Source organism: Synechocystis sp. FACHB-908 (assembly GCF_014698595.1).
Classification (GTDB): domain Bacteria; phylum Cyanobacteriota; class Cyanobacteriia; order Cyanobacteriales; family Microcystaceae; genus Synechocystis.
Map to the genome: position 1 here is coordinate 89,478 of NZ_JACJTH010000023.1, position 24,045 is coordinate 113,522.

Sequence of the window (24,045 nt, forward strand, 5' to 3'; positions counted from 1 at the left end):
ATGGCGATATTCCCGACCATGGGGAATTTGGGGAAGTTTGGTGAACAGCTAGTGTTTGAGTGAAGTATGAGTATGGGCCCCATTTCTGAATTGTTAACTGTGTCCTATCCCATTGCGGAAACTTTCCATTCCCTACAGGGGGAGGGAGCTTGGGCTGGCGGCAATGCCTTTTTTATTCGCCTTGGGGGTTGTGATGTTCATTGCCCTTGGTGTGACCAAAAGGAAACCTGGCCTACCCAACACCATCCCCGACAAACAGTGACAGAACTTGTGCAACAGGCAGTTACGGCTAAACCGAGCTTTGTGGTGATTACGGGGGGAGAACCCCTCATGCACGACCTACAACCCCTCTGTAAAACCCTGAAAAACCAGGGTTTACGTCTGCATTTGGAAACGTCCGGCGCTTACCCACTGACAGGTCAATTTGACTGGATTACCCTGTCCCCCAAACCCTATAAGCTTCCCCAGGCAGCAATTTATCCCCTGGCCAACGAATTGAAAGTGATTATCAGTCAGGATGAGGATTTTGACTGGGCGGAAATGGAAGCTAGGAAAATTAGCCCCGGTACTCCGCTCTATTTACAAGCTGAATGGGAAACGGAAGCAATGAATGAAAAAATCTTTGCCTATATCCTCACCCATTCCCAATGGCGCTTGAGCCTGCAAACTCATAAATATTTGGGCGTGCGCTAGTCTCCGGTCAGTGCTGGGGAGCTATTTTCAGGAATTGTAAAGTTTTCTCATAATCAAACTTAAAAACTCCTAACCCTAGAGAAATCAAGCTTTATGGGGGATTTTTGCGTTTTTTATTGCCTTCTTAACCCAGACGATAGCCTCTGGAGGAGTATGTGCTTCACAAAAAACTTTACAAAACTTAAAGAATTGTTTAGTATTATTAGTGGATTGATCCCAGTCATTCCCCATCAATCGTCCGTTTCCAGTTGTCCCAAACGCCCCCATCGGACAGGCATTATCCGTCATTTACCTAGCCCAGTCCGTCTCGAATATTACTAACATGGCGTTCCCTGGGTTTATTGGTCTACCACTGTGATTCTTCCACTGAAATCCCTAATCCAAGATGACTGCCAGAACCAGCCCCGATTCCGTCCGTGCCTATCTCAGAGAAATTGGTCGTGTGCCCCTGCTCACCCATGAGGAAGAGATTGTTTATGCTAAGCAAATCCAACAGGTTGTTAGCCTCAACGAAATCAAGAAGTCTTTGGCCGAAGGCAAGGATGGCGAGCCGGTTTCCCCCAGCGAGTGGGCTAAGGCGGCCGATTTGTCCATTCGAGAATTAGAAAAAGCCATCAAGGAAGGGGAACGGGCCAAGCGCAAAATGGTGGAGGCTAACCTCCGGCTGGTGGTATCTGTCGCCAAAAAATATCTCAAGCGTAATCTAGACCTACTTGACCTCATCCAAGAGGGCACCATTGGTATGCAACGGGGGGTAGAGAAGTTTGACCCCACCAAGGGTTATCGGTTTTCCACCTATGCCTATTGGTGGATCCGCCAGGCCATCACCAGGGCGATCGCCGAAAAGAGCCGCACCATCCGTTTACCAATCCACATTACGGAAAAGTTAAACAAAATTAAAAAAGCCCAAAGACAACTTTCCCAGGAAAAGGGTCGGGCCGCTTCCATTGCGGAATTGGCGGAACATCTAGAATTAACTCCCAAGCAAGTGCGGGAATATTTGGAGCGCTCTCGCCATCCCCTTTCCTTGGATTTACGGGTGGGGGACAACCAAGATACTGAGTTAGGGGATTTGTTGGAAGACGACGGTCCTTTACCAGAGGATTTTGCCACCTATGCCTCCCTACAGTTGGATCTCGATAGCCTGATGGCGGAATTAACGCCCCAACAACGGGAAGTTCTCATTCTCCGCTTTGGCCTCAATGATGGCCAACCCCTAACCTTGGCGAGCATTGGCTCCATGCTCAGCATCAGTCGGGAACGGGTGCGGCAGATTGAGCGGGAAGCCCTAAATAAATTACGCAAACGCAAGTCCATGATCCAGGAATATTTAGCTAGCTAAAGAAAAGCTAACTTTCATTACGTTACCCCTGGTTTTGACGGGATCAATGGCCTAAAAACCGTATAATCCCTACCAGCATTTTTAAGAAATGTAAATAAATTTAACAATTCTCCTTTTCAGCAAACCTCACCCCTGGAATAAAAGGAACAACAATAAATTATGCGAGTTACCTTTTCCGCCACCGAACAATTACAACTGCGGCAGTCTGAACCTCTGCCTAGTTTGCAGCACTATTTACGCCAACCCCAGCGCCTAGTCCAGGCGATCGCCGACCCTAAATTGATGGAAGTGCTACCAGGCGATCAGTTTAGATTGAAAATGCGACCGCTCAATTTTTTAGATATTTATCATTTTCAACCCACAGTGGTACTGAAAGTGTGGGCCAACGCCACTGGCACTGTATTTTTAGAATCGGAAAGCTGTGAAATCCGGGGCATCGACTATATTAACCATCGCTTTAGTTTGCAATTAAAAGGTCGTTTGGCTCCCTATTGCCAAGATGGCCATACCCTCCTCCAGGGCAAAGCAGATTTGCAAGTGGGAGTAGATTTGCCCCAGGCCCTTTGGTTAACTCCAAAGCCGTTGTTAGAAATGGCGGCCAATGGTCTATTGCGGGGAGTTTTGGCCCGCATCAAACAACGACTCCAAGGACAACTATTGGCAGATTATCAACAGTGGTTGGCCCAGCAGAATGATAATCTAGTAACCCAGGCTTCTCCCACTGCTGAAGCTTTGGAAGCAATTTAGTTACTCAACTATTTAAAGACGATTTCCTCGGTGGGCCCAGTTAAACAAAATTAATGGACTTTCTCTATCCCTATCCGCCTCTAATTAGTGGCATTTTGGTAAAACGCTACAAACGCTTTTTAGCTGATGTGGAGTTAGATAATGGTGAGATAGTCACAGCTCATTGTCCTAACACTGGCCCCATGACAGGGGTGTGCCAAGTTGGGGCGCAGGTCTACCTGTCTAAGAGTGATAATCCCCAGCGTAAATTAGCCTATACCTGGGAAATGATCCAAATTGATGGTACGTGGGTTGGGGTAAACACTGCCTTGCCCAATCGGGTCATCAAGCAGGCTTTGGCTGATAGGATTTTTCCTAACTTAACGAACAGCTACGATACTTTTAAGCCCGAAGTTCCCTATGGTAAAGATAAAAAAAGTCGTATTGACTTTTTGCTCACTAAGCCAGAAGAAAAGTCAATTTATGTAGAAGTAAAAAATACTACCTTGTCCCAAGAAAAATTGGCTTTATTTCCCGATACGGAAACCACCAGAGGGCAAAAACATCTCCAGGAGTTAATAGATATTCTCCCTACAGCCCGGGCAGTGATGCTTTACTTCATCAATCGGGGTGATTGTACCCATTTTTCCCCCGGAGATGCCTACGATCGCCGTTATGGAGAACTATTCCGTCAGGCGATCGCCGCTGGGGTGGAGGTAATGCCCTGTCGATTTATGGTTAATCCGGAGGGGGTTAAATTCCTTGGCATGGCAGAGTTAGTGGTTTGACAATTTATTCGGAGAGTTAAAATAGACTATCTCCCTAGTTTCAGTCCCTGCTACTACTACCATGGCCACCACCGCCGATGACGTCTGGCAAATATTAGCCGAACTTGCCGCCTCCCAAAAACAGACCCAGCAAAATTTGCGTGAGACCGAGCGCCTCTTTAAGGAACAGGGACAAGAGCTTGATCGCCGTTTTCAAGAAACTGATCGCCGCTTCCAAGAGACAGAGCGTTACATCAAACGAGTTAGTAGGGATGTGGGTAAACTCAGTAATCGGTTGGGGGAATTTGTGGAATGGCAAGTTAGACCCGCTGTGGTGGGACTGTTTCAGGATAGAGGCATTGACGTCCATGAGTTTCATCCTGGCGTATCGGTACAACGGGAAGATGGGGGATTAGAAATTGACCTGTTAGTAGTCAATGAAACCCAAGCTATTTTAATTGAAGTAAAAAGTAAGTTAACGGAAAAGGATGTGGATGAGCATCTGGAACGGTTGGGTAAATTCAAACAGTTTATGCCCCGCTACCGGGATGTTAAAGCTTTAGGTGCAGTGGCAGCCATGGTGTTAAGCCAAGAAGTGGTCAGCTATGCCTATGGTAAGGGTCTGTTTGTGCTAGCTCCGTCCGGGGACACGTTGGTGATTTTAAATGATGCCAATTTTCGGCCCAGCTATTGGTAGTTTGGAGGGCAAAATCAAGGTAATTCAAGGGATCATTTTAACTAATTAAGAGTAAAATTATTTAACTTGCAAAGCTGTAATTACCACCGTATTAATAATATCCTCCACTAAACAACCCCGACTTAGATCATTAACTGGTTTATTTAATCCTTGTAAAATGGGGCCAATGGCGATCGCCTTTGTTTCTCTTTGCACTGCCTTGTAAGTATTGTTACCGGTATTTAAATCGGGAAAAATAAACACCGTTGCTTTACCCGCCACCGCTGACCCAGGCATTTTTTGGGCCGCCACTGTGGAATCCACCGCCGCATCATACTGGATCGGCCCTTCCAATGCTAAATCTGGCTCTCTTTCCTTGGCGATCGCCGTGGCTTGCCGCACTTTTTCCACATCGGCCCCTTGCCCAGAAGAACCGGAAGAATAGGACAATAGAGCTACCCTGGGCTCAATGCCAAAATTCTTGGCCGTAGCCGCAGAAGTAAGGGCAATTTCTGCTAACTGTTCTGCATTGGGATCGGGATTAACAGCACAATCTCCATAGACCAAAACTCGGTCTTCTAAACACATAAAAAAGACTGAAGAAACCAAGGAAAAACCTGGCTGGGTTTTAATAATTTGTAAAGCAGGACGCACGGTATGTTGGGTGGTATTGACGGAGCCAGAAACCATGCCATCGGCCTCTCCCAAATGCACCATCATCGTTCCAAAATAGGAAATATCGGTGAGGATATCCCGAGCCATGGCCAGGGTTACCCCCTTATGTTTACGTAGCTGGTAATAGGTTTCGGCGTAGCGCTCTCGGTCTGGGCTAGTTTTAGGATTAATGAGGCGAACTTTGCTCAAATCTAAGTCAATGTGATTAATTTTTACCGTTTGCTCGATCGCCTCAATGTTACCGAGTAAAGTCAAACGGACAATGCCGTGGTTAATTAAGCTAGCGGCCGCCTTGAGAATACGAATTTCTTCCCCTTCCGGTAGGACAATATGTCGTTGGGCGGCGGTGGCGGCTTGAACTAAATTGTAGAGAAACAGTTTGGGGGTAATACCTTTACTGCGGATGGTTTTAAGGTAATTGAGTAATTTCTCCCCATCAATTTGTTGTTGAAACAGCGCAATACTGTGGCGAATTTTATAATTATCCGTAGGGCTCAGGGCAGGGTGGAGAGTTTCCAAACGGGCGGAAGTTTCATGGGTGTGGGTGCTAGTCAGCAACAGGGGAGGGGCGTCGGGTAGCCCTTCAATTAGTTTCATAATGGCCGGTTCGGGATGGTAATCTGCAGTGAGCAAAATACCGGCAATGCTGGGATAGTTGAGGGAGCGGTGGGCCTGCATCACCCCCAGAATGATGTCGCCCCGATCGCCAGGGGTAATAATTAGGGTATTTTTTTCGTGCAACCAATGGAGGGCGTGGGCAATGTGCATCGCCACCACTAAATGGTGATAGACCAAGTTATCGAGCAAATCCGCACCGCTGAGTACTTGGGCATTGAGCCCGCTGACAATTTCCCTCAGGCGCAGACTTTTGAGCATAATGTCCTGGGGAATAGTGCCCAACACCATCGGGCGATCGCCATAACGCTGTTCCAGTTGGGCTTGAATTTCTGTGGCTAATTCGGGCTGCACTCGGTTAATGATTACCCCCACCACCTGACAAGACTCTTGGTCATAGCTATTCAGGGCCATATCGATGGGTTGCAAACTATCGGCAATGGTGTTGCCCATGGCATTGCCCAACAGCAAAATGGGGCAGTTCAACATCTTGGCGATCGTGGTGTTGAGATCAAATTCAAAAGCCGATTCCTCCCCCAAATAGTCTGAGCCTTCACAGAGAATAAAATCTACTTGATCTGCCAAATGGCGATATTTAGCCAAAATTCGGTCTAATACCTGATCAATAGCTCCATCGGAGGCTAAACTCACCGCTTCATGGAAATACAAACCAAAGGAATCGGTATAGGTTTGTTGGAGACGAAAATTTTCCAGCACCAGAATAATGTTGTTATCATGTTTGCCATTAACTGGGTCTTGAATAATGGGACGAAAATAGGCAATACGGGTGGTTTTTTTGAGAATTAAGTCTAAAATGCCCAATACTACTAGAGATTTACCGCTGCGGGCTTCGGTGGTGCTTAAATAAAGGGAACTCGTCATAATTTAAATAACCTCAACGTATCCAGCAATGATTTTTCTGGGAAAATGATCTCGATTTTTCCCACAGCGATATTCCCTAAAAAGTTAAGTATCAACTACTACAAATCTGCCAATTCCACCTACTTAAGTGATAGCGCTTTTAGCCAGAAAATAAACCGCTAGTCAGTAAAGTTTTATGACGAGATTTTAATAAATCTAAGAAGCGGTAAAATTACTAACGCCAGCATCAAAAATTCCTTCAATAAATTAGCAGAAAGAAGACGGCTCAACTAAAAAACATTTTTAATTCGTAAACCCCTTCGCTCATACGTCGTTCCATGCGAAAGTTCATCTTCTCAAATAGATGCAACATGGCTCGATTTTCCAGTAAAACATCAGCGGTAAAACCCAGTAAACCTTGTTTTTTGGCCAATTGGGTTAAATAATTCAACAGCAGAGCACCAATGCCTTGGTTATGGTAATCATCCCGCACCACAAAAGCGACATCGGCTGTGTGACTATCTTCGTTGAGGGCATACTGACCCACCCCCACAATGGCTTCTTGATGTTGCTGTTTGATGATCGCCAGAATAATTATTTCTTCGTTGTAGTTAATCACAGAAAACTGTTGTAATCTCTGGTGAGACATATCAGTACGCACTGACATAAAACGCCTTACCAAACTTTCATCGGAGAGGGAGTAAAAAAAATTTTTTAGGTTAGGTTCATCGTTAAATTTCACTGGTCTCAATAACAATTCTAGTCCGGTGCGGGTGGTGCGATAGGTTTCCAGCTTTTCCGGATATTCCCCATGTTGCCCGGCAATGAAAGCTTGGTCAGCGTAAATTAAATGATTTTTTTTCGCCTGCTCAATTAACCAGGGACGGAATTTGGGATGGGCGATCGCCGTTAACTGCATGGCCCGTTCCCGAATATTTTTACCGTGGAGATAGGCAATGCCATACTCTGTTACTACATAATGAATATCGCCTCGATTGAGGGTAATGCCTACCCCTTCCCGCAAAAAGGGCACAATGCGAGAAATGGTTTCATTTTCGGCGGTGGACTCCAAAGCCAAAATAGTACGTCCCCCATTGGCCATCACTGCTCCCCGCATAAAATCCGCTTGGCCGCCAATGCCACTGTAAAAATTACTGCCCAGGGATTCGGCGGTGGACTGCCCCGTCAAATCAATTTCCAAGGCACTATTAATGGCCACCATATTGTCGTGATGGGCAATGATAATGGGATTGTTGGTGTAATCAACGGTGCGAAATTCCACAGCGGGATTATCGTTTAAATAATCATAAGTACTCCGACTGCCCATGCAAAAAGTTGCCACTACTTTGCCCCGATTTCTTGTTTTTTGGCTGTTATTCACTGCCCCACTTTTGAGCAATTGCACCAGCCCATCGGAAATTAATTCCGTATGCACTCCCAAATTTTTCTTATTGCCTAAATAACTCAATACTGCATCGGGAATACTACCGTAACCCACTTGAATCGTGTCCCCATCTTGGATCAAGCTAGCAACATATTTTCCAATACGGCTGGCGAGAATATTGTCCCGCTCCATTTGATATTCCAACAGCGGTTCATCGTGGGCAATGATATAGTCCAATTTTTCCAAGGCAATAAAGCCATCCCCGTGGATTCTGGGCACCTGGCTATTCATTTGGGCGATTACCAAACAGGCCTGCTCCACCGCCGCTTTAACAATATCCACACTCACCCCTAGGTTGACGTAACCATGGTCATCGGGATAAGAAGTTTGAATTAAAGCCACATCGATAGGGACAAATCCCTGCTCAAATAGCCCTGGTACCTGGGAAAGAAAAATGGGGGTGTAGTCTGCTAAACCTTCGTTAACGGCGCTACGGGTGTGGTGGCCAATGAAAAAGGAATTATGGCGAAAGTTTTTGGCAAATTTACTGTCGGTGTAGGGTGCTAAACCTAGAGTCCAAACCTGGAGCACTTCCGCATCAAATAGGGATTTAGGATGGGCTTGCACATAGTTGACCAACTCCTGCACTAAGTACTGCGGTTCCCCACAGGCCGTGCTGATAAACAGGCGATCGCCCCGGTGGATATGGCTAAAAATTTCACTGTAGGACGCAAACTTTTCGGGATATTGGCTCCGTAGTTGGGCTAACTGTTCCTGGCGATCAGAGTTGGGCATAGTTCTTGACCGGGGAAGATATGAGTGAAGCTGTTTCCCCCATCAAGGCCAGATTATCTCTTTCAACTCGAAACAGGCAACTTTGCACGTCCGGATGCCAAATCCAGCCTCCGCTTAGAACCGGACAGTTTATCCCCGGCCAGCTTCCGCTAAGATTTCCGCTAGGATTTCCCCTGCTCCCTGTTCCCGGAGTTTGAGGGCAAGATCCTGACCCAATTTTTCCGCTTCTTTCCGGGGAGCGCTGAGGGTATCTTTAATTAACCTTTGGCCATCCAAACTGGCCACCATGCCGGTAAGGGTTAAATTGTCGCCATCTAAATGGGTATTAACACCGATAGGCACTTGGCACCCCCCTTCTAGTTGGCGCAAAAAGGCCCGTTCCGCTAAGCAACGATCCCGGCTATTTTCGTCTTCCAACACTTTCAACAGGCTGAGAATTTCTTGATCGCCTTCACGACACTCGATGCCCAAAGCCCCTTGACCCACAGCATGGAGAGAAATTTCCGGGGGAATTAGTTGGTCAATGCGATTGGCCATGTCTAACCGTTCCAAACCAGCGGCGGCCAGAATGATGGCATCGTACTCATTACTATCCAATTTGGCCAAACGGGTATTAACGTTGCCCCGCACATCCTTAAAGGTTAAATGGGGAAAGTGGTAGCGCAGTTGGGCCAAACGACGGAGGGAAGAGGTGCCAATCACCGCCCCTTCCGGCAAGGAAGCCAAATCTTTGCCTTGGTGTTTAGCATTTAAAACCAAAGCGTCGGCGGGATTAACCCGTTTGGTCACGCAGCCCAGCATCAAGCCCGCTGGCAAATTAGTGGGCAAATCTTTGAGGGAGTGAACAGCTAAGTCGGTTCTTTTTCCCAACATGCCGTCTTCAAGTTCTTGGGTGAATAGTCCCTTATCCCCAATTTTTGCTAGGGCCACATCGAGGATTTTATCCCCCTGGGTTTCCATGGTTTCGACATCGAATTGGCGATCGGGGAAGTGTTTTTGCAATTCTTCCTGCACCCAATAGGTTTGCACGAGGGCTAGTTGGCTTTTCCGTGAGCCTATCCGAACTGTGGGAGCAGAGGTCGAAACAGTCATGAAACTTAAAAAATATTGTTAAAAATAGACTCGATCTAGCATAGCATCAGAGGCTATCGGCCTTGGTTTTCCTTCTGTGAAGCAATGGAGGAAACTCCCTAATCTTGGCTTCTATTGTTATCATCCCAACCCGATCGCCGTGGAAAAGATTGCTCAAAACACTGATTGTCAAGACATTTATAAAGCGATGTTGGTGGCCTTGGGGCTGGCGATCGCAGTGGCGGGGTATTTCTACTGGGCAAAATTTGACGGGCAGATCACGGGATTTTTCCGCATTGGTTCGGTGCTGCCCCTGTCCCCATTGTTGAATCCGGCGGAAACGTTAATTTACCAAGGGGAATTGGGTTACGACGGCCAACAATTTTTAACCATTGCCCTGGATCCGGGGTTACAAAATGACGGCTCCATTGCGGCCCTTGATCATCCCAGCTATCGTTATCGCCGTATTCTTTATCCTCTGCTGGGCTATCTGCTTGGTTTAGGCAATCCGGTGTTAATTCCCTGGGCTTTGGTGTTGATTAATATTTTGGCGATCGCCGTTTGTACAGGCTTAACTGCTGTTTATTTTCAATCTCAAAAACAGAAAACCATTGGAGTCTTAATAGTGCTGGCCATTCCAGGGATTTGGATGGTGCTATTTCTCTCCACAGCGGACTTACTGGCCAGTGCTTTCAGTATGGGGGCAGTGGTCTGTCAGCAAATATTTCCCCCCCATCAAAGTAAAAAATGGTGGCTGGTGCCTATCCTCTTGGCCCTAGCGTTATTAACCAGGGAAACATCGTTAATTATCTGGCTGGCCATTGCTCTAACGTTGGTGCAAAATCAACAATGGCGATCGATGGTCGCGTTATTACTCAGCCTTATTCCCTTGACCCTTTGGTTAGGCTATATCCGTTGGCGACAGTTGCCAGGGGGCAGTGGCACCGGCAATTTCGGTTGGCCATTGGTGGGGATAGGGGAAAAATTTCAGAGTTTGATTCAAGCAGGACTGACGGGTAACAACATCTACGAGGCCTATCTCTGGCTGTTATTCTTGCTAAGTCTGGCATTACTCATTTGGCTTACCCTGCCCCGGCGTCAAAGCAACAGAACCTTAGCCTACGGCGGCTGGCTCTATGGCGGTTTGTTACTGGTGGCCAGCTTTTATATTCTCAATTACTACCTCAATTACAGCCGAGTTTTTCTCGACCTTTTTCTACTCACGATCCTGGCCATGGCCCCAACCTCGAAGTTGATCCGTTGGCCCTACTTGGCGATCTCCGGCCTGGGTACGGTGACTTTCTTATTGCTCAAATCCTGACTAGGCAGGGATCAGTGTGGGATCTAAACACCCTAAGGAGAAGTAGGAGCATTGTAGGCAACACCGATCGCAGTGGCAATATCAGCTAAAGTTTGTTCCTGGGCATGGCCCCAAAAAGCTTCCAGCTTATAAAATTCCCGTTCCTCTGGCATAAAGGTATGGACGAGAACATCACCAAAATCCTGTAACACCCAAATGCTTTCACTGTTCCCTTCCGTATGGGTAGGCAGTTGACCGTGCACCAGTTCCACTTGTTTTTCAATGTTGTCGGCGATCGCCCGGACCTGGGTGCGGGAAAATCCGGTACAGATGACAAAATAATCCGCCAGATAGGACACATCCGTCACCTTGAGAATGACTAAATCCCCTGCTTTACGTTCTTCCGCGGCTTGGGCAATGGTCCACACCAGATGTTCAGTGGCGGGGGCATCGGCGGGAACGATGGGATTAACGGTCAAAGTGGGGGGGTATGCATCGAAGCGGGAAATTTCAGTCATATTAGGATTCGGTCAACTCCAAAAAACGATGGACAGGTTAAGGGTTACTTTTCTAGTGTAGCTAGAACCCCTGGGAATATTGTGCTTACTTTTCCATTTGTAACGCCCAATTGCGGGTCAAAATCACCTGGGGATGGATAACTTTGTGATGCTTGATTAAATAAGTCAGGGTTTGCTCACAGGTAAGGCGCACGGCTTGGTAAAGATTGTGTTGGGCTACCTGGCGTAATTTTTCTATCTCCAAACCATTGCCCCTAGTGGGTTCCAGAGCATCAGCGACAAAAATTAAACAGGATAAAAGGTCCATGGGCACTGCCCCCAGAGTATGGCAACGGATAGCTTTTAAAACGTCCGGATCATCAACTCCAAATTCCTCAGCGGCAATAATCGCACTCACATCGGCATGGATTAAATGGGGAGTGGCTTGCAAAATCGGGTCGAGGGGTAAATTATGTTCCTTGGCGATCACCAATAGTTTAGTCGGCGGGAAAAATTTAGCTAAATCGTGCAGTAGTCCTGCCTGTCCCGCTTTGATTGGGTCAACTTTATGGAGGGGAGCCCATTGCACCGCCGTCTGTTCGACTCCCAAAATATGGTCTAACCGTTGGGGGGAAACATTTTCTTGGAGCCAATGGATTACCCGACTCCGGTCTAACTCAACCATGGCAAGGAAAATTTACTACTAGCCCCAGTCTCCAAAAACCCCAGACAACAAACGGCGGGCCGAAACCCACCGATCGCCGTTTTTTATGCAAAGTTTTAGCCACCCTTAGGAGCGCTAAAAATAGATTAAACGTCGCTGGCGGCACCGTTATTGCTGGAGCCATTGGAGTCACCTTGTTGTCTTTGGCCACCGGAATAGCGGCGGTTTTGGGTGCGACTGGCGGAGCGAAACTGACGGGCATAAGCACGATTACGTTCAGCTTTTTCCTTCTTTAAATTACGACGTTTTGCCATTGTTTGTTCCTCATAAATATAGTTTACAGACCACTGCTGAGTCCGTTTGCGGTCGTCGTGCTAAGGGAAGTTTGCACAGGAAATATTCGGCCGTGGAGGCGCATCCCAAACTTCATCCTAACACGGCTCCTGGTGCCCCGATGACGGGCCCTAATAGGGCGGTGCTAAAAATCCGAGGGCATCTCGCACCCTAGCTAAGGTTTGTTGGGCAGTTTGACTGGCTTTTGCGTTACCCGCTTGGATGATGCGGTCCAACTCCCCCCGATCCGCCAAAATTTCTGCATATTTTGCTTGAATTGGTTCCAAGGCGGCGATCGCCGTTTCCGTTAACAGGGGCTTGAATTGACCCCAACCCATCTCGGCACATTCCTGAGCCACGGCTTCCTTAGTTTGATTGCTCAAGAGAGTGTACAAAGTCAATAAATTGTGACATTCAGGGCGTTCCGGATCATCGAACCATAAACCTCGCTGGGGGTCAGTCTTACATTTTTTAACTTTTTTCTTAATCATCTCCGGTGGGTCCAACAGGTTAATGCGACTCAGTTCCGACTCATCGGATTTGGACATTTTTTTTGTGCCATCCGCCAAGCTCATCACCCTTGCTCCCTCTTTCCGGATTAGGGGTTCTGGCAACTTCAACACCGGCGCATCTTCCCGGCCAAATTTATCGTTAATGCGGATCACAATGTCGCGAGTCAACTCTAAATGTTGCTTTTGGTCTTCCCCCACGGGCACTTTGTCCGCATCGTAGAGCAAAATATCCGCCGCCATGAGCACAGGATAGTCCAATAGCCCCACGCTGACGTTTTCCCCCTGTTTAACGGCCTTTTCTTTAAACTGAATCATCCGTTCTAGCCAATTGAGGGGGGTGACGCAGTTGAGCAACCAGGCCAATTCACTGTGGGCCGCCACATGGGACTGGACAAAAATGGTGGAATATTGCAGGTCAATGCCACAGGCGAGGTACAAGGCCGCAATGGTGAGGGTGTCCTGGGCTAGGGTCTGGGGGTTGTGGGGCACCGTGATGGCATGGAGGTCCACCACGCAAAAAAAGTTATCGTAATGTTGCTGTTGCTCAACCCAGCTCCGGATAGCTCCTAAATAGTTGCCTAGGTGCAGATTTCCGGTGGGCTGAACTCCAGAAAGGATACGTGGCTTGTCCATAGCAGTGGTTGACCTATGAGCGAAATTAAACTTAATTAAACTTGGGAATCGGTGTAGTTGACCCCATGCTTTCCCGGAGGAAACTGTTGTGAACCTGTGATCATTTTCACAATTCTTCATACTATCCCCGGTGGTGGCCCCCAGGGCCGTATGGGGCAAGTTGAGGTCAGCAAAGTGAGGAAAACCGCATATTCCCGTTGTGGTTCCTTCTACCCAAAGCCAACCAAATTCGCTAACATGAATGAGCCTTACTCTCTGTAGACAATCGTAGGCGGTTAAACTTTATGAGCAATATTCAAGAAAAAATCGAACAGGAGCTAGCCAACGCTAGACAAGTTTGCAGTACCGATGAAGCCTCTCCGGCGGAGTGCGCTGCGGCCTGGGATGCGGTGGAAGAGCTAGAAGCGGAAGCCGCCCACCAACGTCAACAACATCCCACCCAAACTACCCTGGAAAAGTTCTGTGACGAAAACCCCGACGCTGCTGAGTGCCGCATTTACGACGACTAGGGGCTGATGGGGCAAACCCAATGGCCGCAACTGGCGATCGCCAGGATTTCCAAAACGATGTTTTTGGTTGAAGCAGTGACAATTACCTGGGGGTTGTTACTGCTCTTTGCTGGTTTTGTTTAAGGGATGGTGGTAAAGGATATCTTCCCTGGGGTTAACCTAGGGACCTTCCAGGACCGCAGCTTCCACGTCTTGGCGACTGAGGGAATATTTAAAGCTCCGCACCACTTTGCGTTGGGGTTGGTGGGGGAAGTAGCAGATCACAAGTTCTTCTGTGTCCAAACTCAGTTCCGCATCCCAGTCCCCTTGATGGAGTAGCCAACAATGGCGATCGCCACGGTCTTGCTGACAACCCAGGGCCATGAGCCAGCGTTCTAATTGGGGCAGGGGATGGTTATAGAGGGGAGTTTCCGGTGCGGGGAGGCTCATGGGCAATGGCAAAATGGAAATAATTTAGATAATTTGACAGACGTTGGCTTAATTCGCCTAATCTAATCTAGACCATCTAACTTTGATCTTGGATCTTGTTTGCACTTTCGATAGGAGGCACCCCCAAAGCTGAAATTGCGCCTCATGGGGGGAAAGTGCTTAGCTAAGATGGCGTATAGTATATTGCGTTGCTCTCTGGAATTTATGAACATCCCTGCCTTTACCGCCCTGACATTAAAGTTGTTTGGCGTTATTTTCGTCCTCATTGCCCTGCTGGATTTTTTTAGCCTCATCTTCCCTCTGCAAATGGCTGATCCCCAGTGGCAGTTGACAACGATCACGGGCATTGTTGACCGGGGTATAGTGCCGATGTTGGGCATGGGGTTGATTTCCCTTGGTTACTTGGTGGATACCATGGCAAAAACCGCCGGAGCTTCCCCTAAAAATGGCTTTGATTTGCGGATGCCGATTTATATTTTGGCGATCGCCTTGGGGTTGGTCTTTTTATTGTTGATCCCCATACATTTGACCAATGTGAACCAAATTAAGACAGCGGAGTTGGCCCGACTGGAAACCCAGATTGGCCAGGGGCAAGAACAGGTGGAAGGGGCCCTGAGACAATTTGATGCCCTGTCCCAAAATCCAGAGGCGTTGGAACAACAAATCCAAGAAGGGGAGCAACTTTTGGCCTCCGGTCAAGCGAATGGTAATCCCCTCAACCAAGAGCAGCTGGCTAATATTGAACGCCAAGTGAACGAACTCAAAGGTTTACGGGAAATGTCTAAAGATCCTGCCGCCCTGAAGTCAAAAATGGAAGAAATTAAAACTAATTTAGAAAACCAGGTGACGGAGCAACGGCAAAAAGTAGAAAGCCAAGCCTCTAACCAAGCTCTTAAACAAGGCTTACGGGTGGGACTGAGCAGTTTGATGCTTTCCATCGGCTTCGCCGCCTTTGGTTCTTTGGGCCTGAGAAATTTGCTTTCTGCTCCCCCGACTCCCCCCAGTGCCGATCCCCTCGCCTAGATTGAAGCCATTAAGGAATCGCCCCATCCAGATTGAGTAACTTTTCTGCCTGCTGGCAGTCCTGGGCGATCTGATTTTTTAATTGGTCCAAGCCGGCAAATTTTGTTTCGGGGCGCAGATAGTGGGTCAAGGCCACCTCTAAACCTTGGCCATACAAATCCCCTGACCACTGCAGTAAATGCACTTCCGCCGAAGGTTCCTGGCCGTTGACTGTGGGGCGATCGCCAAGGTTAATCACCGCTGGTATGGGTACGTCCAAGGCATTTAGATTGACCCAACCCGCATACACTCCATACTTCGGCCAGAGTTTATCCGCTGGCAAACAAAGGTTAGCAGTGGGAAAGCCCAATTTACGCCCCAATTGCTGTCCCTGCACCACCGTCCCCCTGAGGGCATAGGGCCGTCCCAACAAATGATTGGCCATTGCCAACTTGCCTTCTTTTAAGGCTCGGCGAATACGGGAACTACTAATCCGTTCCGTGTCCGTTTGCTCCAATTGGGCGATCGCCACGGTGATGCCAAATTCTTGCCCAAGGTTTTGTAAATCCTGCACATTGCCCCGCCGTTGATGACCAAAGCAAAAATCCTGGCCAACGCTGATAAATTTGGCTTGCAATTGCTCCACTAAAATGGATTGGACAAATTGCTTGGGGCTAAGGTTGGCCAATTTTTCCGTAAAGGGTAATAAGACCAACTGTTCAATGCCGATCGCCGTCAATTGCGCTGCTTTCTCTGGCAAGGGAGTCAATAAAGGTTGGGTGCGGCCACTGAAAAAACTGCGGGGATGGGGATTAAAACTAACCACCGCTGGATGTAAGAGATGTTCCACCGCTTGGGCAAAATCCATCACCTGACGCAACACCACCCCATGGCCCCGATGGACTCCATCAAAGTTTCCCAAGGCGATCGCCGTGGGGGTCTGCAGAACGTTGGTGGTGGAAAGAATACGCAAGGTAATTGGCAATTAATTAATAAAAACTAATCGGTCAGGGCAAAAAAATCGTTATTCCTAGAAGGGGGGGTTGAGAAATTTTGGAGATTTTGTGGATACTGAGCAATCATTCAAAAATCCGGTCTTAAACCCGCCGCCCTCGAAAAATTTAGTTGTGATACGCTGCCCCCAAATAAAGTTCTCCCACCAAAGGATCATTGAGTAGACTTTGCCCCGATCCTTCCAACTTATCCCGGCCATTTTCTAGCACGTAACCCCGATCAGCCATCATCAAGGCCTGTTTGGCATTTTGCTCCACTAGAATAATTGCCTTACCAGTTGCATTAATGGCCTTAATTTGGGCGAACACATCCTTGACCAAAATGGGGGATAGGGCCGCCGACGGTTCATCTAGCAACAACAAATCCGGGTCTAACATCAAAGCCCGACCCATGGCCAACATTTGCCGTTCTCCCCCCGATAAAGTCCCAGCCCTCTGGTTGCGGCGTTGGGCTAATTTGGGAAACATGGTATAGATGCGGTCCTTTAGGGTTTGGGTAGGACCCTGGTGTAGAAAGGCCCCCATATCCAAATTCTCTGCCACTGTTAGGCTGCCAAACACATTACAAACCTGGGGCACATAGCACATTCCCCGACGCACAATTTGGTCAGAACCAAGGCCGGTAATATTTTCCCCTTTAAAAATAATCTCCCCCTGGCTTGGAGTGAGTAGGCCAAAAATAGTTTTGGCTAGGGTGGACTTTCCCGCTCCGTTGGGGCCGATAACTGTGACCAACTCCCCCGGCGCAATGGAGAAATTAATACCCTGCAAAATGGGCACATCAGCCACATAGCCAGCGAATACGTCCTTAACAACGAGGAGGTCAGACATAGATAAAGGGTGGAAAAGTTTGATCGACCCAGGCCACGGAACTTAGTGAATATCAGTCAACCAGCAAAATTTAAGCTAGTCGAGGGCAGTTAGACCCCTCCCAACCCTAGGCAGGGCTTTTCTGTAAATCAGGCCGTTCCTCCGGCAGAATGGCCCCTTCCACCGGGCAAACTTGGAGGCAGATGCCGCAATCGATGCAGGTGGCAAAGTCAATCCAGTACCAATCGGTGCCAATGGTGTTTTTCCCGTCTCCGGGGTGAATGCAGGCTACGGGGCAGGCTTCAACGCAGTCGGCCACGCCTTCGCAGGTTTCCGTAACAATGGTATGGGGCATATTTCGCCGGAATCAGAATTTAAAAATTGGGCGGATTTTTACAAATCGTCACAGTTCTAAGGGTAGCGGACGTTCAACCCCTGAGGCAATCCAGTGGGGCGTGATTTACCTGAAATTTCCCGGAGCAGTTATCCTGAGAGGAAGAATTGTGTGAGGAAAATTTTCAGATGGTTGCTTCCCCCATCCACAGTCGTGGTTTAGATCTGCCTTTGCCGTCAACGATGGGAGAATTCGGCTTGAGCTTGCCCCGATCGCCATTGTTTGGCACGGACGGTATCCGGGGTAAGGCTGGGGAATTGTTGACGGCTCCTTTGGCTTTATCCTTGGGCTTTTGGGCGGGGCAGGTATTACGGGAACAAACTGATACTGCTGGACCAGTGATTATCGGCCAGGATTCCCGACTTTCCAGTGACATGCTAGCCAACGCCATGGCCGCCGGTTTGAACAGTGCCGGGGTAGAGGTGTGGCAACTCGGACTTTGTCCGACTCCCTGTGTGGCCTATCTCACCAGAAAAACAGCGGCAATCGGGGGCATTATGATTTCCGCTAGCCATAATCCGCCGGAAGACAATGGCATCAAGTTTTTTGATCACCAAGGGCTAAAATTACCCAAATCCCTAGCCACGGCGATCGAAGCAGGACTGCGGGGACAAAATCAAACCTCCGGGCTGAATGCCAGTCAATGGGGAAGGAGTTATGGCCAGCCCCATCGTGTCCAATATTACCAAGATTTTTTGCTAGGTAGTTTGCCCCAACCCTTGAATTTTCAAGGGCTAAAAGTGGTGTTGGATCTAGCCTGGGGAGCTTCGGTCAATTTGGCACCCCATATTTTTCGCAGTTTGGGAGCGGAGGTCATAGCTCTGCACGATTTGGCCGATGGCAGTCAAATTAACGTTGATTGCGGCTCCACCCATTTACATCGTTTGCAAAGGGCTGTGCGGGAAACCGGGGCGGATTTAGGTTTTGCCTTTGACGGCGATGCAGACCGGGTGATGGCGGTGGATGCCCAGGGCCGCCCGGTGGACGGAGATTACATTCTCTTTTTATGGGGCAAAACTCTCCAGGAGAGCAACCATCTGCCCGATAACCTAATTGTCGGCACTGTCATGGCCAACTTAGCCTTTGAGCGAGCTTGGGAAAAACTGGGGGGTAAATTAATTCGCACTGCGGTGGGGGACCAAAACGTCCAAGCCCAAATGTGGGAAACCGGAGCCATGCTAGGGGGAGAACAGTCAGGACACATTATTTGCCACCACCACAGTTATTCCGGGGATGGCCTGCAGGCGGCCTTGCATTTAGCCACCCTAGTGCAAAAGTCCGGTTTATCTTTGAGCGAACTGCTGTCGGAAAGTTTCCAACCCTATCCCCAAATTCTCCGCAACGTCAGGGTACTAGACCGGGAGCGCCGCTTACATTGGCAAGAATGCGCCCCTTTGCAACAGGCGATCGCCACGGCGGAAAAGTCCATGGGCACCACCGGAAGAATTTTAGTGCGGGCTTCGGGCACAGAACCATTAATTCGGGTCATGGTGGAGGCGGCCTGTGCGGAGACGGCGGCCCATTGGTCGGACCAACTCACCAGCACTGTGCAATGCCATTTGGGGGATAGTTAACAGTTATCAGTTGGCAAAAAGAGTCTGCAAAACCAATGTTTACTACCCTTGACTATAGTAAGCGGCGAGGATAATTCCTTATCCAAAAAGGCTTTAACCTCTGATATCCTCGATCATCCGACGAATGGCATCTTCTTGGCTTTGGATATGGCTAGCTAACTGGAATTGCACCAAAGCTCTGATTAGATTGTGCTCCGGGTATTTAACTTTGAAATAACGATCGCCGTTAAGGTAATCGGTAAAAAACCGTAGTCCCAATTCAAAGCTAATCAGGACAATGGCGGGGCACAAATAATCATAATCAGCGGCGGTGAGAAAATGCTGACATTGGGGTAAATAGCCCTCAAGAATAGCCCGGCAAAGATCTAGATCAAATTCCACTGCTGACCAGTTTTCCGTTTCTTCTCCCAACAGATTGCAACCGGAACGCAAACAATCCCCCAAATCGTAATGGATTAAACCTGGTTTAGTGGTATCCAAATCAATCACGCTGACTGCTTTTCCCGATTGGCGATCAAACAAAATATTATTCACTTTGGGATCACCATGCATTAACCGGAGGGGTAATTGTCCCTGCGCTTTAGCTGTTTCCAATACTCCACACTGATCAAGCCAAGTTTTAATGACCCTTTGGCAATGGTTAATTTCTGGGCCTAATGATCCTGTTAGCTTCGGATTCTGGGCCAGGGCCCGCTGATACTGCTGGAGATAAATGGGAGTATGGTGAAATCCAGGCAGAGTATCGACTAATTGGCTGGGGGAAAGGTCGCTCAACAGTTGATGGAAAATGCCTAGGGCTGTGCCCACTTCCTTGGCCTGGGCTGGGTCTGTCAGAATATCAAAGGATTCCGAACCGGCAATGAAGCTAATCGCCCGCCAAAATTCTCCAGTGCCCGAATCCCAATGATCTTGATTATTTTTAGTCAAAATTACTTCTGGCATTAACCAAGGGCGTTCCAGGGGTTGCCGTTGTAATTTTTGCTTAATATGGGTAGTTACCCTGACCATATTGCCCATCACTGCCGCTGGATTTTTAAATACTTGATGGTTAATCCTTTGCAAAATAAAACTAGTTTGCGTTTGACCGTCTAGATCCACCAAAAAAGTGTCATTAATATTGCCGTTGCCAAAGGGTTTGATCTGGACAATTTTTCCTTGGTGATCAAATTGATCCGCAATCGCAAAAACTTTTTCTTCTATGTTCAGTGTTTCTCCAGTGGATTTCATTGGCTAGGCTTTAACTCCCAAATAAATATAGGTAAATGTTAATAAACCAGATGAATAGATGGATATTTTACTCCCATTAATTCCATTACTGCCCAATCATTCATTCAGGTAGCCATGGTCTAAGTAAACTATTTTCGCCTTGGCAAAAATCAATCGTATCCGCCAAGCGATCGCCTCTGGGTCAAGCCACTATTGCCTCTGGCCCAGACCAAGCCCGATAATGCCAGAGCATTAATCCCCATTTTCCCTGCTATTTGCCATGGTCAGCTTTACCGTTTCTGTGCCCGCCACCACCGCCAATATTGGCCCAGGCTTTGATTGTTTGGGGGCGGCCCTGGGGTTATATAACCATGTGACGGTGACTGATCCGACGGACCCGGAAGTTGATCTATTGATTGAAGCCAGGGGCAGGGACGGGGAAAAAATCAGCACCACCAAGGACAATTTACTCTACCAAGCCATCGCCTACTTTTATCAACAAACTGGGCAGGCTATACCACCCCTAAAGCTGGAAATTGACTTGGAAATTCCTTTGGCCCGGGGTTTGGGTAGTTCAGCTACGGCCATTGTGGGGGGGTTATTGGCGGCCAATCAAGCGGCGGGTAATCCCTGCACAACCTCGGAAATTTTGCAGATGGCGATCGCCATGGAAGGACATCCCGATAATGTGGCTCCGGCCCTATTGGGGGGCTGTCAACTGGCTGTCAAAAATGGTGACCATTGGCAATTGGTTGCTTTGGATTGGCCGAGCAAATTTGTCCCGGTTTTGGCCATTCCCAATTTCGAGTTATCCACCGAAGCGGCCCGGGCTGTTCTTCCCCATCAATATGACCGTAGTGCCGCCATTTTTAACGCTTCTCACCTAGCGCTGTTGGTACAAGCTTTTAGCCAAGGGCGGGGAGATTGGTTAGCCCTGGCCCTCCAGGATCAAATCCATCAACCCTATCGCCAGAGTTTGATTCCTGCCTATGACCAACTCCACCAGGCCGCCCTCGCCGCCGGGGCCTATAACCTAGTAATTAGCGGTGCTGGCCCTACCCTATTGGCGATCGCCGATGAAGTCCGGGCTCCCCAGATCGCCTCCACCCTAGTGGAAACCTGGCATGATGCAGGCATTGAAGCGGAAAGTCATTGTTTGCCCATTGATACTAAGGGCGCAACCATTACCAAATTGAGGTAATCACTACCAACAGTGAACAGGCTGAGCAAAATGTATGTTAAGTCAGCATTGCTTGCCCCATTAACAATAGTTTTGGGACTGCTTGGGGCGGCTAGGGTAGAGGCAGAACCAATTGTTAAAATCGAGTATAAATACTATTCTATTTATCCCAAAACTAAATGGGATTTAAATAATGAATTAAATCAACGTAGCCCGATTATTTTTCAAGGTAAACGTTACCGTGGCTATACTCAATGGCTAGTGCGCTGGCAGTATCAATGGTGGTCCACAGCCCAACAATGTCAAATCACTAAAGTTACCACCAACCTTGATGTTATCTACACCCTACCCCGCATTCCCCCTAACCACGGCAGTGATCCGGAAGCTCGCAGGGTTTTTAATCACTACTTGGCCGCTTTATTTAAGCATGAGGAAAACCATAAAAATTCCGGTCTGTATGGGGCTAGGGCCATTGAAAAAGCCTTACTAAATCTCGGCCCATTTCCCAACTGTCAGAGTCTACAAACCAAAGCTGAAAGCACTGCTCAACAGATTATCCAGCTTTACCGCCAAAGGGATCTGGACTACGATCGCCAAACTGATCACGGCCGCAAAGAAGGCATTATGCTCGAAAATTTTCTCCGTTAAATTCTGCCAATCTTATTTTGATTTTGCTTGATTAACATTAGGGAAAAATAGGAGAGGGACAGCTGGGGATAATGGCTGAGGGGATGGTAAATTTTTTCCTCGGCGGTAGAAATTTTTTCCAACAGCCAAGCCTGGTCTAATAGTCCTCTTTTAGCTAAAATTTTCCACACTTGTCCATACACTAAACGAACTTTCATCAACACTACTACCTCCGCCCAATCCAACGCTTTTTCCAATTCTTCCGGGCAATATAATGCTGGTAAAATTGCGAGCTTTTCTTCCTGACAAGTTAGGGGTAAACCCAGGGTTGAAGCTCCAGCAAAGGGAGAACTTACCCCAGCAATGTAGTTGATCCCTAACTGGGGATGGTTACTTTTTAAGGTTTGGGCAAGGTAGGTGAAGGTGCTGTAAAAACTAATATCCCCTTCACAGGCAAAGGCCACATCCATTCCTTTTTCTAGGTAGGGCCAAACTTCTGCGGCCGCTTCCTGCCAGGCCTGCTCTAGAATTTCTTCCTTTTGCACATAGGGAAATTTGAGGGACAGACGAATTTGTTCTGGTTTCAGATAGGAATTAATGATTTGTTCTGCTACCCCCGATCGCCCTTGTAAACCAGCGGGAAAAGCTACCACGGGGCAGGATTGCAAAATCTTTAACCCCTTGAGGGTGATCAACTCCGGGTCACCGGGGCCCACACTAACACCGTGGAGAATGCCAAAGGTCATAGAAAGTGATTGCGACAATGTTTGTAATAGTTCTTTACTTTACCGGGGCAAAAGCCGGTCTATATTAGACTGGACGCAAACTTTTTGGTTAATTAATGCCATGTTGAAGCAGTTCTCCGCCACTTTCATTGGGCTGTTACTCGCTACGGTGGGAGCCCAAGCGGCGATCGCCGAAACCGTAATGGAGAAAATTATTCGCACCGGTAATTTAACCATCGGGGCCAACCTGGACAATGTGCCTTTTTCCTATATCAACGATAACAATGAGGTGGTGGGCTACTCCATCGACATTGCCGACCGTATCCGCGAGGAAGTGGGTAAAGAACTGGGCCGGGATGTGGTTTTGCAGATTGTTGAAGTGCAGGATATGAGTGATGCCTTGCCCAAACTGAAAACCGGGGAGCTAGACATTGTTTGTGATACTGCTTTTACCTGGGAGCGGGACCGTTACGTGGACTTCACAGTTAGCTATGCGGTGGCTGGCATTCAATTATTGGTGCCCAATGATACTCCCATCAATTCCCGCGAAACGTTAATGGGACGCCGGGTAGCCATGGTACCCAACACTATTGTGGAAGATGCGGTGAAAATTGTTCAAAATGAGATCGAAGTGGTGCCTGTTACCAGTGTGCGGGCGGGGATGGAAGCTTTGAAAAAAGGAACTGTAGACGCAGTGGCCGGAGATGGTATTCAATTGGCAGGTCTACGACAAGTATTGGATATGCCTGACACAAAAGTTATTCCCCAACCAGCAGAAACTAGGTATGGGGTCGGTTGTATGGTGCGGGAGGACAATCCCGGCTTTTTGCGTTTGGCAAATCGGGCCCTGGTACGGCTAGCGGAGGGTTATGTCCAAGGGGATCCGGAAGATGTGGCCATCGTTGACAAATGGATCGGCACCGAAGGTATTGTGCCCGTGGACAATGACAATCTCCGTCAATTTTTTAATTACCTAGTAATTACCCATGAGCAGGTGATGGAACCCAAAAATGGCCAGTAAACGAAGTTGAC

26 protein-coding genes are annotated in these 24,045 nt (G+C 48.1%); 12 read left to right on the plus strand and 14 right to left on the minus strand.

What is annotated here, in order from left to right:
- The first annotated feature begins 66 nt into the window (after nt 1–66).
- A complete protein-coding gene (locus H6G46_RS08125; protein ID WP_010872342.1) occupies nt 67–693 on the plus strand; it encodes a 7-carboxy-7-deazaguanine synthase QueE in 627 nt (208 codons plus the stop codon).
- An 84-nt stretch (nt 694–777) separates the two neighbouring features.
- On the opposite strand, the gene H6G46_RS08130 is transcribed toward H6G46_RS08125, so the two are convergent.
- Entirely contained in the window at nt 778–981 is a 204-nt protein-coding gene (locus H6G46_RS08130; RefSeq protein ID WP_020861660.1) for a hypothetical protein, read from the minus strand.
- Nucleotides 982–1,078: 97 nt separating this feature from the next.
- Here H6G46_RS08130 and H6G46_RS08135 point away from each other — a divergent pair, with 97 nt between their 5' ends.
- From H6G46_RS08135 to H6G46_RS08150, 4 genes are all read left to right on the plus strand, one after another.
- On the plus strand, nt 1,079–2,035 hold the full coding sequence (locus H6G46_RS08135; protein ID WP_010872341.1) for an RNA polymerase sigma factor, RpoD/SigA family: 957 nt from the start codon (nt 1,079–1,081) through the stop codon (nt 2,033–2,035).
- A 159-nt stretch (nt 2,036–2,194) separates the two neighbouring features.
- Nucleotides 2,195–2,782 carry a DUF1997 domain-containing protein gene (locus H6G46_RS08140; RefSeq protein WP_010872340.1) on the plus strand — a complete coding sequence of 196 codons (588 nt, stop codon included), beginning with the start codon at nt 2,195–2,197 and terminating at the stop codon, nt 2,780–2,782.
- 53 nt (nt 2,783–2,835) lie between these two features.
- Nucleotides 2,836–3,549, plus strand: coding sequence for a DNA/RNA nuclease SfsA (sfsA, locus tag H6G46_RS08145; RefSeq protein ID WP_010872339.1), 714 nt, complete (start codon nt 2,836–2,838; stop codon nt 3,547–3,549).
- A 61-nt stretch (nt 3,550–3,610) separates the two neighbouring features.
- Nucleotides 3,611–4,225 carry a hypothetical protein gene (locus H6G46_RS08150; protein ID WP_010872338.1) on the plus strand — a complete coding sequence of 205 codons (615 nt, stop codon included), beginning with the start codon at nt 3,611–3,613 and terminating at the stop codon, nt 4,223–4,225.
- A 57-nt stretch (nt 4,226–4,282) separates the two neighbouring features.
- Here H6G46_RS08150 and pta read toward each other — a convergent pair whose 3' ends face one another.
- From pta to hemC, 3 genes are all read right to left on the minus strand, one after another.
- Nucleotides 4,283–6,376 (minus strand): phosphate acetyltransferase, encoded by a 2,094-nt coding sequence (gene pta, locus H6G46_RS08155; protein ID WP_010872337.1) that lies wholly within the window; start codon nt 6,374–6,376, stop codon nt 4,283–4,285.
- 265 nt (nt 6,377–6,641) lie between these two features.
- Complete coding sequence (locus tag H6G46_RS08160) at nt 6,642–8,534, minus strand: GNAT family N-acetyltransferase (protein WP_010872336.1); 1,893 nt, start codon at nt 8,532–8,534, stop codon at nt 6,642–6,644.
- A gap of 129 nt (nt 8,535–8,663) precedes the next feature.
- Nucleotides 8,664–9,626, minus strand: a complete 963-nt coding sequence (gene hemC / locus H6G46_RS08165) for a hydroxymethylbilane synthase (RefSeq protein WP_010872335.1) — start codon at nt 9,624–9,626, stop codon at nt 8,664–8,666.
- 139 nt (nt 9,627–9,765) lie between these two features.
- Here hemC and H6G46_RS08170 point away from each other — a divergent pair, with 139 nt between their 5' ends.
- Complete coding sequence (locus H6G46_RS08170; RefSeq protein WP_020861659.1) at nt 9,766–10,926, plus strand: hypothetical protein; 1,161 nt, start codon at nt 9,766–9,768, stop codon at nt 10,924–10,926.
- 32 nt (nt 10,927–10,958) lie between these two features.
- Here the strand turns inward: H6G46_RS08170 and rsfS are convergent, their stop codons facing one another.
- The 4 genes from rsfS to trpS form a co-directional block, all read right to left on the minus strand.
- Complete coding sequence (gene rsfS, locus H6G46_RS08175) at nt 10,959–11,423, minus strand: ribosome silencing factor (RefSeq protein ID WP_010872333.1); 465 nt, start codon at nt 11,421–11,423, stop codon at nt 10,959–10,961.
- Nucleotides 11,424–11,508: 85 nt separating this feature from the next.
- A complete protein-coding gene (yqeK, locus tag H6G46_RS08180) occupies nt 11,509–12,087 on the minus strand; it encodes a bis(5'-nucleosyl)-tetraphosphatase (symmetrical) YqeK (protein ID WP_010872332.1) in 579 nt (192 codons plus the stop codon).
- A gap of 125 nt (nt 12,088–12,212) precedes the next feature.
- A complete protein-coding gene (locus H6G46_RS08185; protein ID WP_010872331.1) occupies nt 12,213–12,380 on the minus strand; it encodes a hypothetical protein in 168 nt (55 codons plus the stop codon).
- A gap of 150 nt (nt 12,381–12,530) precedes the next feature.
- Nucleotides 12,531–13,544 (minus strand): tryptophan--tRNA ligase, encoded by a 1,014-nt coding sequence (trpS, locus tag H6G46_RS08190; RefSeq protein WP_010872330.1) that lies wholly within the window; start codon nt 13,542–13,544, stop codon nt 12,531–12,533.
- Nucleotides 13,545–13,828: 284 nt separating this feature from the next.
- Here trpS and H6G46_RS08195 point away from each other — a divergent pair, with 284 nt between their 5' ends.
- Nucleotides 13,829–14,053 carry a Calvin cycle protein CP12 gene (locus tag H6G46_RS08195; protein ID WP_010872329.1) on the plus strand — a complete coding sequence of 75 codons (225 nt, stop codon included), beginning with the start codon at nt 13,829–13,831 and terminating at the stop codon, nt 14,051–14,053.
- 159 nt (nt 14,054–14,212) lie between these two features.
- On the opposite strand, the gene H6G46_RS08200 is transcribed toward H6G46_RS08195, so the two are convergent.
- Nucleotides 14,213–14,482 carry a DUF3143 domain-containing protein gene (locus H6G46_RS08200; RefSeq protein WP_010872328.1) on the minus strand — a complete coding sequence of 90 codons (270 nt, stop codon included), beginning with the start codon at nt 14,480–14,482 and terminating at the stop codon, nt 14,213–14,215.
- A gap of 204 nt (nt 14,483–14,686) precedes the next feature.
- Between H6G46_RS08200 and H6G46_RS08205 the strand changes: the two genes are divergently transcribed.
- Nucleotides 14,687–15,505, plus strand: a complete 819-nt coding sequence (locus H6G46_RS08205; protein WP_020861658.1) for an HpsJ family protein — start codon at nt 14,687–14,689, stop codon at nt 15,503–15,505.
- Between the two features lie 10 nt (nt 15,506–15,515).
- Here the strand turns inward: H6G46_RS08205 and ribF are convergent, their stop codons facing one another.
- The 3 genes from ribF to H6G46_RS08220 all read right to left on the minus strand — a co-directional run bounded on the left by ribF (nt 15,516) and on the right by H6G46_RS08220 (nt 17,662).
- Nucleotides 15,516–16,457, minus strand: a complete 942-nt coding sequence (gene ribF, locus H6G46_RS08210) for a riboflavin biosynthesis protein RibF (protein ID WP_010872326.1) — start codon at nt 16,455–16,457, stop codon at nt 15,516–15,518.
- Nucleotides 16,458–16,605: 148 nt separating this feature from the next.
- A complete protein-coding gene (locus H6G46_RS08215; RefSeq protein WP_010872325.1) occupies nt 16,606–17,328 on the minus strand; it encodes an ABC transporter ATP-binding protein in 723 nt (240 codons plus the stop codon).
- 106 nt (nt 17,329–17,434) lie between these two features.
- A complete protein-coding gene (locus tag H6G46_RS08220) occupies nt 17,435–17,662 on the minus strand; it encodes a ferredoxin family protein (protein WP_010872324.1) in 228 nt (75 codons plus the stop codon).
- A gap of 167 nt (nt 17,663–17,829) precedes the next feature.
- Here H6G46_RS08220 and glmM point away from each other — a divergent pair, with 167 nt between their 5' ends.
- Nucleotides 17,830–19,275, plus strand: a complete 1,446-nt coding sequence (glmM, locus tag H6G46_RS08225; protein ID WP_010872323.1) for a phosphoglucosamine mutase — start codon at nt 17,830–17,832, stop codon at nt 19,273–19,275.
- A gap of 93 nt (nt 19,276–19,368) precedes the next feature.
- Here the strand turns inward: glmM and H6G46_RS08230 are convergent, their stop codons facing one another.
- Entirely contained in the window at nt 19,369–20,502 is a 1,134-nt protein-coding gene (locus H6G46_RS08230) for an aminoglycoside phosphotransferase family protein (protein ID WP_010872322.1), read from the minus strand.
- Between the two features lie 259 nt (nt 20,503–20,761).
- Here H6G46_RS08230 and thrB point away from each other — a divergent pair, with 259 nt between their 5' ends.
- Entirely contained in the window at nt 20,762–21,682 is a 921-nt protein-coding gene (gene thrB / locus H6G46_RS08235) for a homoserine kinase (protein WP_010872321.1), read from the plus strand.
- 72 nt (nt 21,683–21,754) lie between these two features.
- A complete protein-coding gene (locus tag H6G46_RS08240) occupies nt 21,755–22,309 on the plus strand; it encodes a DUF922 domain-containing Zn-dependent protease (protein ID WP_223211353.1) in 555 nt (184 codons plus the stop codon).
- On the opposite strand, the gene H6G46_RS08245 is transcribed toward H6G46_RS08240, so the two are convergent.
- Entirely contained in the window at nt 22,306–23,034 is a 729-nt protein-coding gene (locus tag H6G46_RS08245) for a precorrin-2 C(20)-methyltransferase (protein WP_010872319.1), read from the minus strand. The genes H6G46_RS08240 and H6G46_RS08245 overlap by 4 nt on opposite strands.
- Here H6G46_RS08245 and H6G46_RS08250 point away from each other — a divergent pair.
- Nucleotides 23,021–24,034, plus strand: coding sequence for an amino acid ABC transporter substrate-binding protein (locus H6G46_RS08250; protein ID WP_102014006.1), 1,014 nt, complete (start codon nt 23,021–23,023; stop codon nt 24,032–24,034). The genes H6G46_RS08245 and H6G46_RS08250 overlap by 14 nt on opposite strands.
- The last annotated feature ends 11 nt before the right edge of the window (nt 24,035–24,045 follow it).

Excerpts from the sequence above, each read along its gene's own strand:
- H6G46_RS08125 (WP_010872342.1), top strand. The coding sequence starts at position 67 with ATGAGTATGGGCCCCATTTCTGAATTGTTAACTGTGTCCTATCCCATT.
- H6G46_RS08130 (WP_020861660.1), bottom strand. The coding sequence starts at position 981 with ATGACGGATAATGCCTGTCCGATGGGGGCGTTTGGGACAACTGGAAAC.
- H6G46_RS08135 (WP_010872341.1), top strand. The coding sequence starts at position 1,079 with ATGACTGCCAGAACCAGCCCCGATTCCGTCCGTGCCTATCTCAGAGAA.
- H6G46_RS08140 (WP_010872340.1), top strand. The coding sequence starts at position 2,195 with ATGCGAGTTACCTTTTCCGCCACCGAACAATTACAACTGCGGCAGTCT.
- sfsA (WP_010872339.1), top strand. The coding sequence starts at position 2,836 with ATGGACTTTCTCTATCCCTATCCGCCTCTAATTAGTGGCATTTTGGTA.
- H6G46_RS08150 (WP_010872338.1), top strand. The coding sequence starts at position 3,611 with ATGGCCACCACCGCCGATGACGTCTGGCAAATATTAGCCGAACTTGCC.
- pta (WP_010872337.1), bottom strand. The coding sequence starts at position 6,376 with ATGACGAGTTCCCTTTATTTAAGCACCACCGAAGCCCGCAGCGGTAAA.
- H6G46_RS08160 (WP_010872336.1), bottom strand. The coding sequence starts at position 8,534 with ATGCCCAACTCTGATCGCCAGGAACAGTTAGCCCAACTACGGAGCCAA.
- hemC (WP_010872335.1), bottom strand. The coding sequence starts at position 9,626 with ATGACTGTTTCGACCTCTGCTCCCACAGTTCGGATAGGCTCACGGAAA.
- rsfS (WP_010872333.1), bottom strand. The coding sequence starts at position 11,423 with ATGACTGAAATTTCCCGCTTCGATGCATACCCCCCCACTTTGACCGTT.
- yqeK (WP_010872332.1), bottom strand. The coding sequence starts at position 12,087 with ATGGTTGAGTTAGACCGGAGTCGGGTAATCCATTGGCTCCAAGAAAAT.
- H6G46_RS08185 (WP_010872331.1), bottom strand. The coding sequence starts at position 12,380 with ATGGCAAAACGTCGTAATTTAAAGAAGGAAAAAGCTGAACGTAATCGT.
- trpS (WP_010872330.1), bottom strand. The coding sequence starts at position 13,544 with ATGGACAAGCCACGTATCCTTTCTGGAGTTCAGCCCACCGGAAATCTG.
- H6G46_RS08195 (WP_010872329.1), top strand. The coding sequence starts at position 13,829 with ATGAGCAATATTCAAGAAAAAATCGAACAGGAGCTAGCCAACGCTAGA.
- H6G46_RS08200 (WP_010872328.1), bottom strand. The coding sequence starts at position 14,482 with ATGAGCCTCCCCGCACCGGAAACTCCCCTCTATAACCATCCCCTGCCC.
- H6G46_RS08205 (WP_020861658.1), top strand. The coding sequence starts at position 14,687 with ATGAACATCCCTGCCTTTACCGCCCTGACATTAAAGTTGTTTGGCGTT.
- H6G46_RS08215 (WP_010872325.1), bottom strand. The coding sequence starts at position 17,328 with ATGTCTGACCTCCTCGTTGTTAAGGACGTATTCGCTGGCTATGTGGCT.
- H6G46_RS08220 (WP_010872324.1), bottom strand. The coding sequence starts at position 17,662 with ATGCCCCATACCATTGTTACGGAAACCTGCGAAGGCGTGGCCGACTGC.
- glmM (WP_010872323.1), top strand. The coding sequence starts at position 17,830 with ATGGTTGCTTCCCCCATCCACAGTCGTGGTTTAGATCTGCCTTTGCCG.
- H6G46_RS08230 (WP_010872322.1), bottom strand. The coding sequence starts at position 20,502 with ATGAAATCCACTGGAGAAACACTGAACATAGAAGAAAAAGTTTTTGCG.
- thrB (WP_010872321.1), top strand. The coding sequence starts at position 20,762 with ATGGTCAGCTTTACCGTTTCTGTGCCCGCCACCACCGCCAATATTGGC.
- H6G46_RS08250 (WP_102014006.1), top strand. The coding sequence starts at position 23,021 with ATGCCAAAGGTCATAGAAAGTGATTGCGACAATGTTTGTAATAGTTCT.
- H6G46_RS08245 (WP_010872319.1), bottom strand. The coding sequence starts at position 23,034 with ATGACCTTTGGCATTCTCCACGGTGTTAGTGTGGGCCCCGGTGACCCG.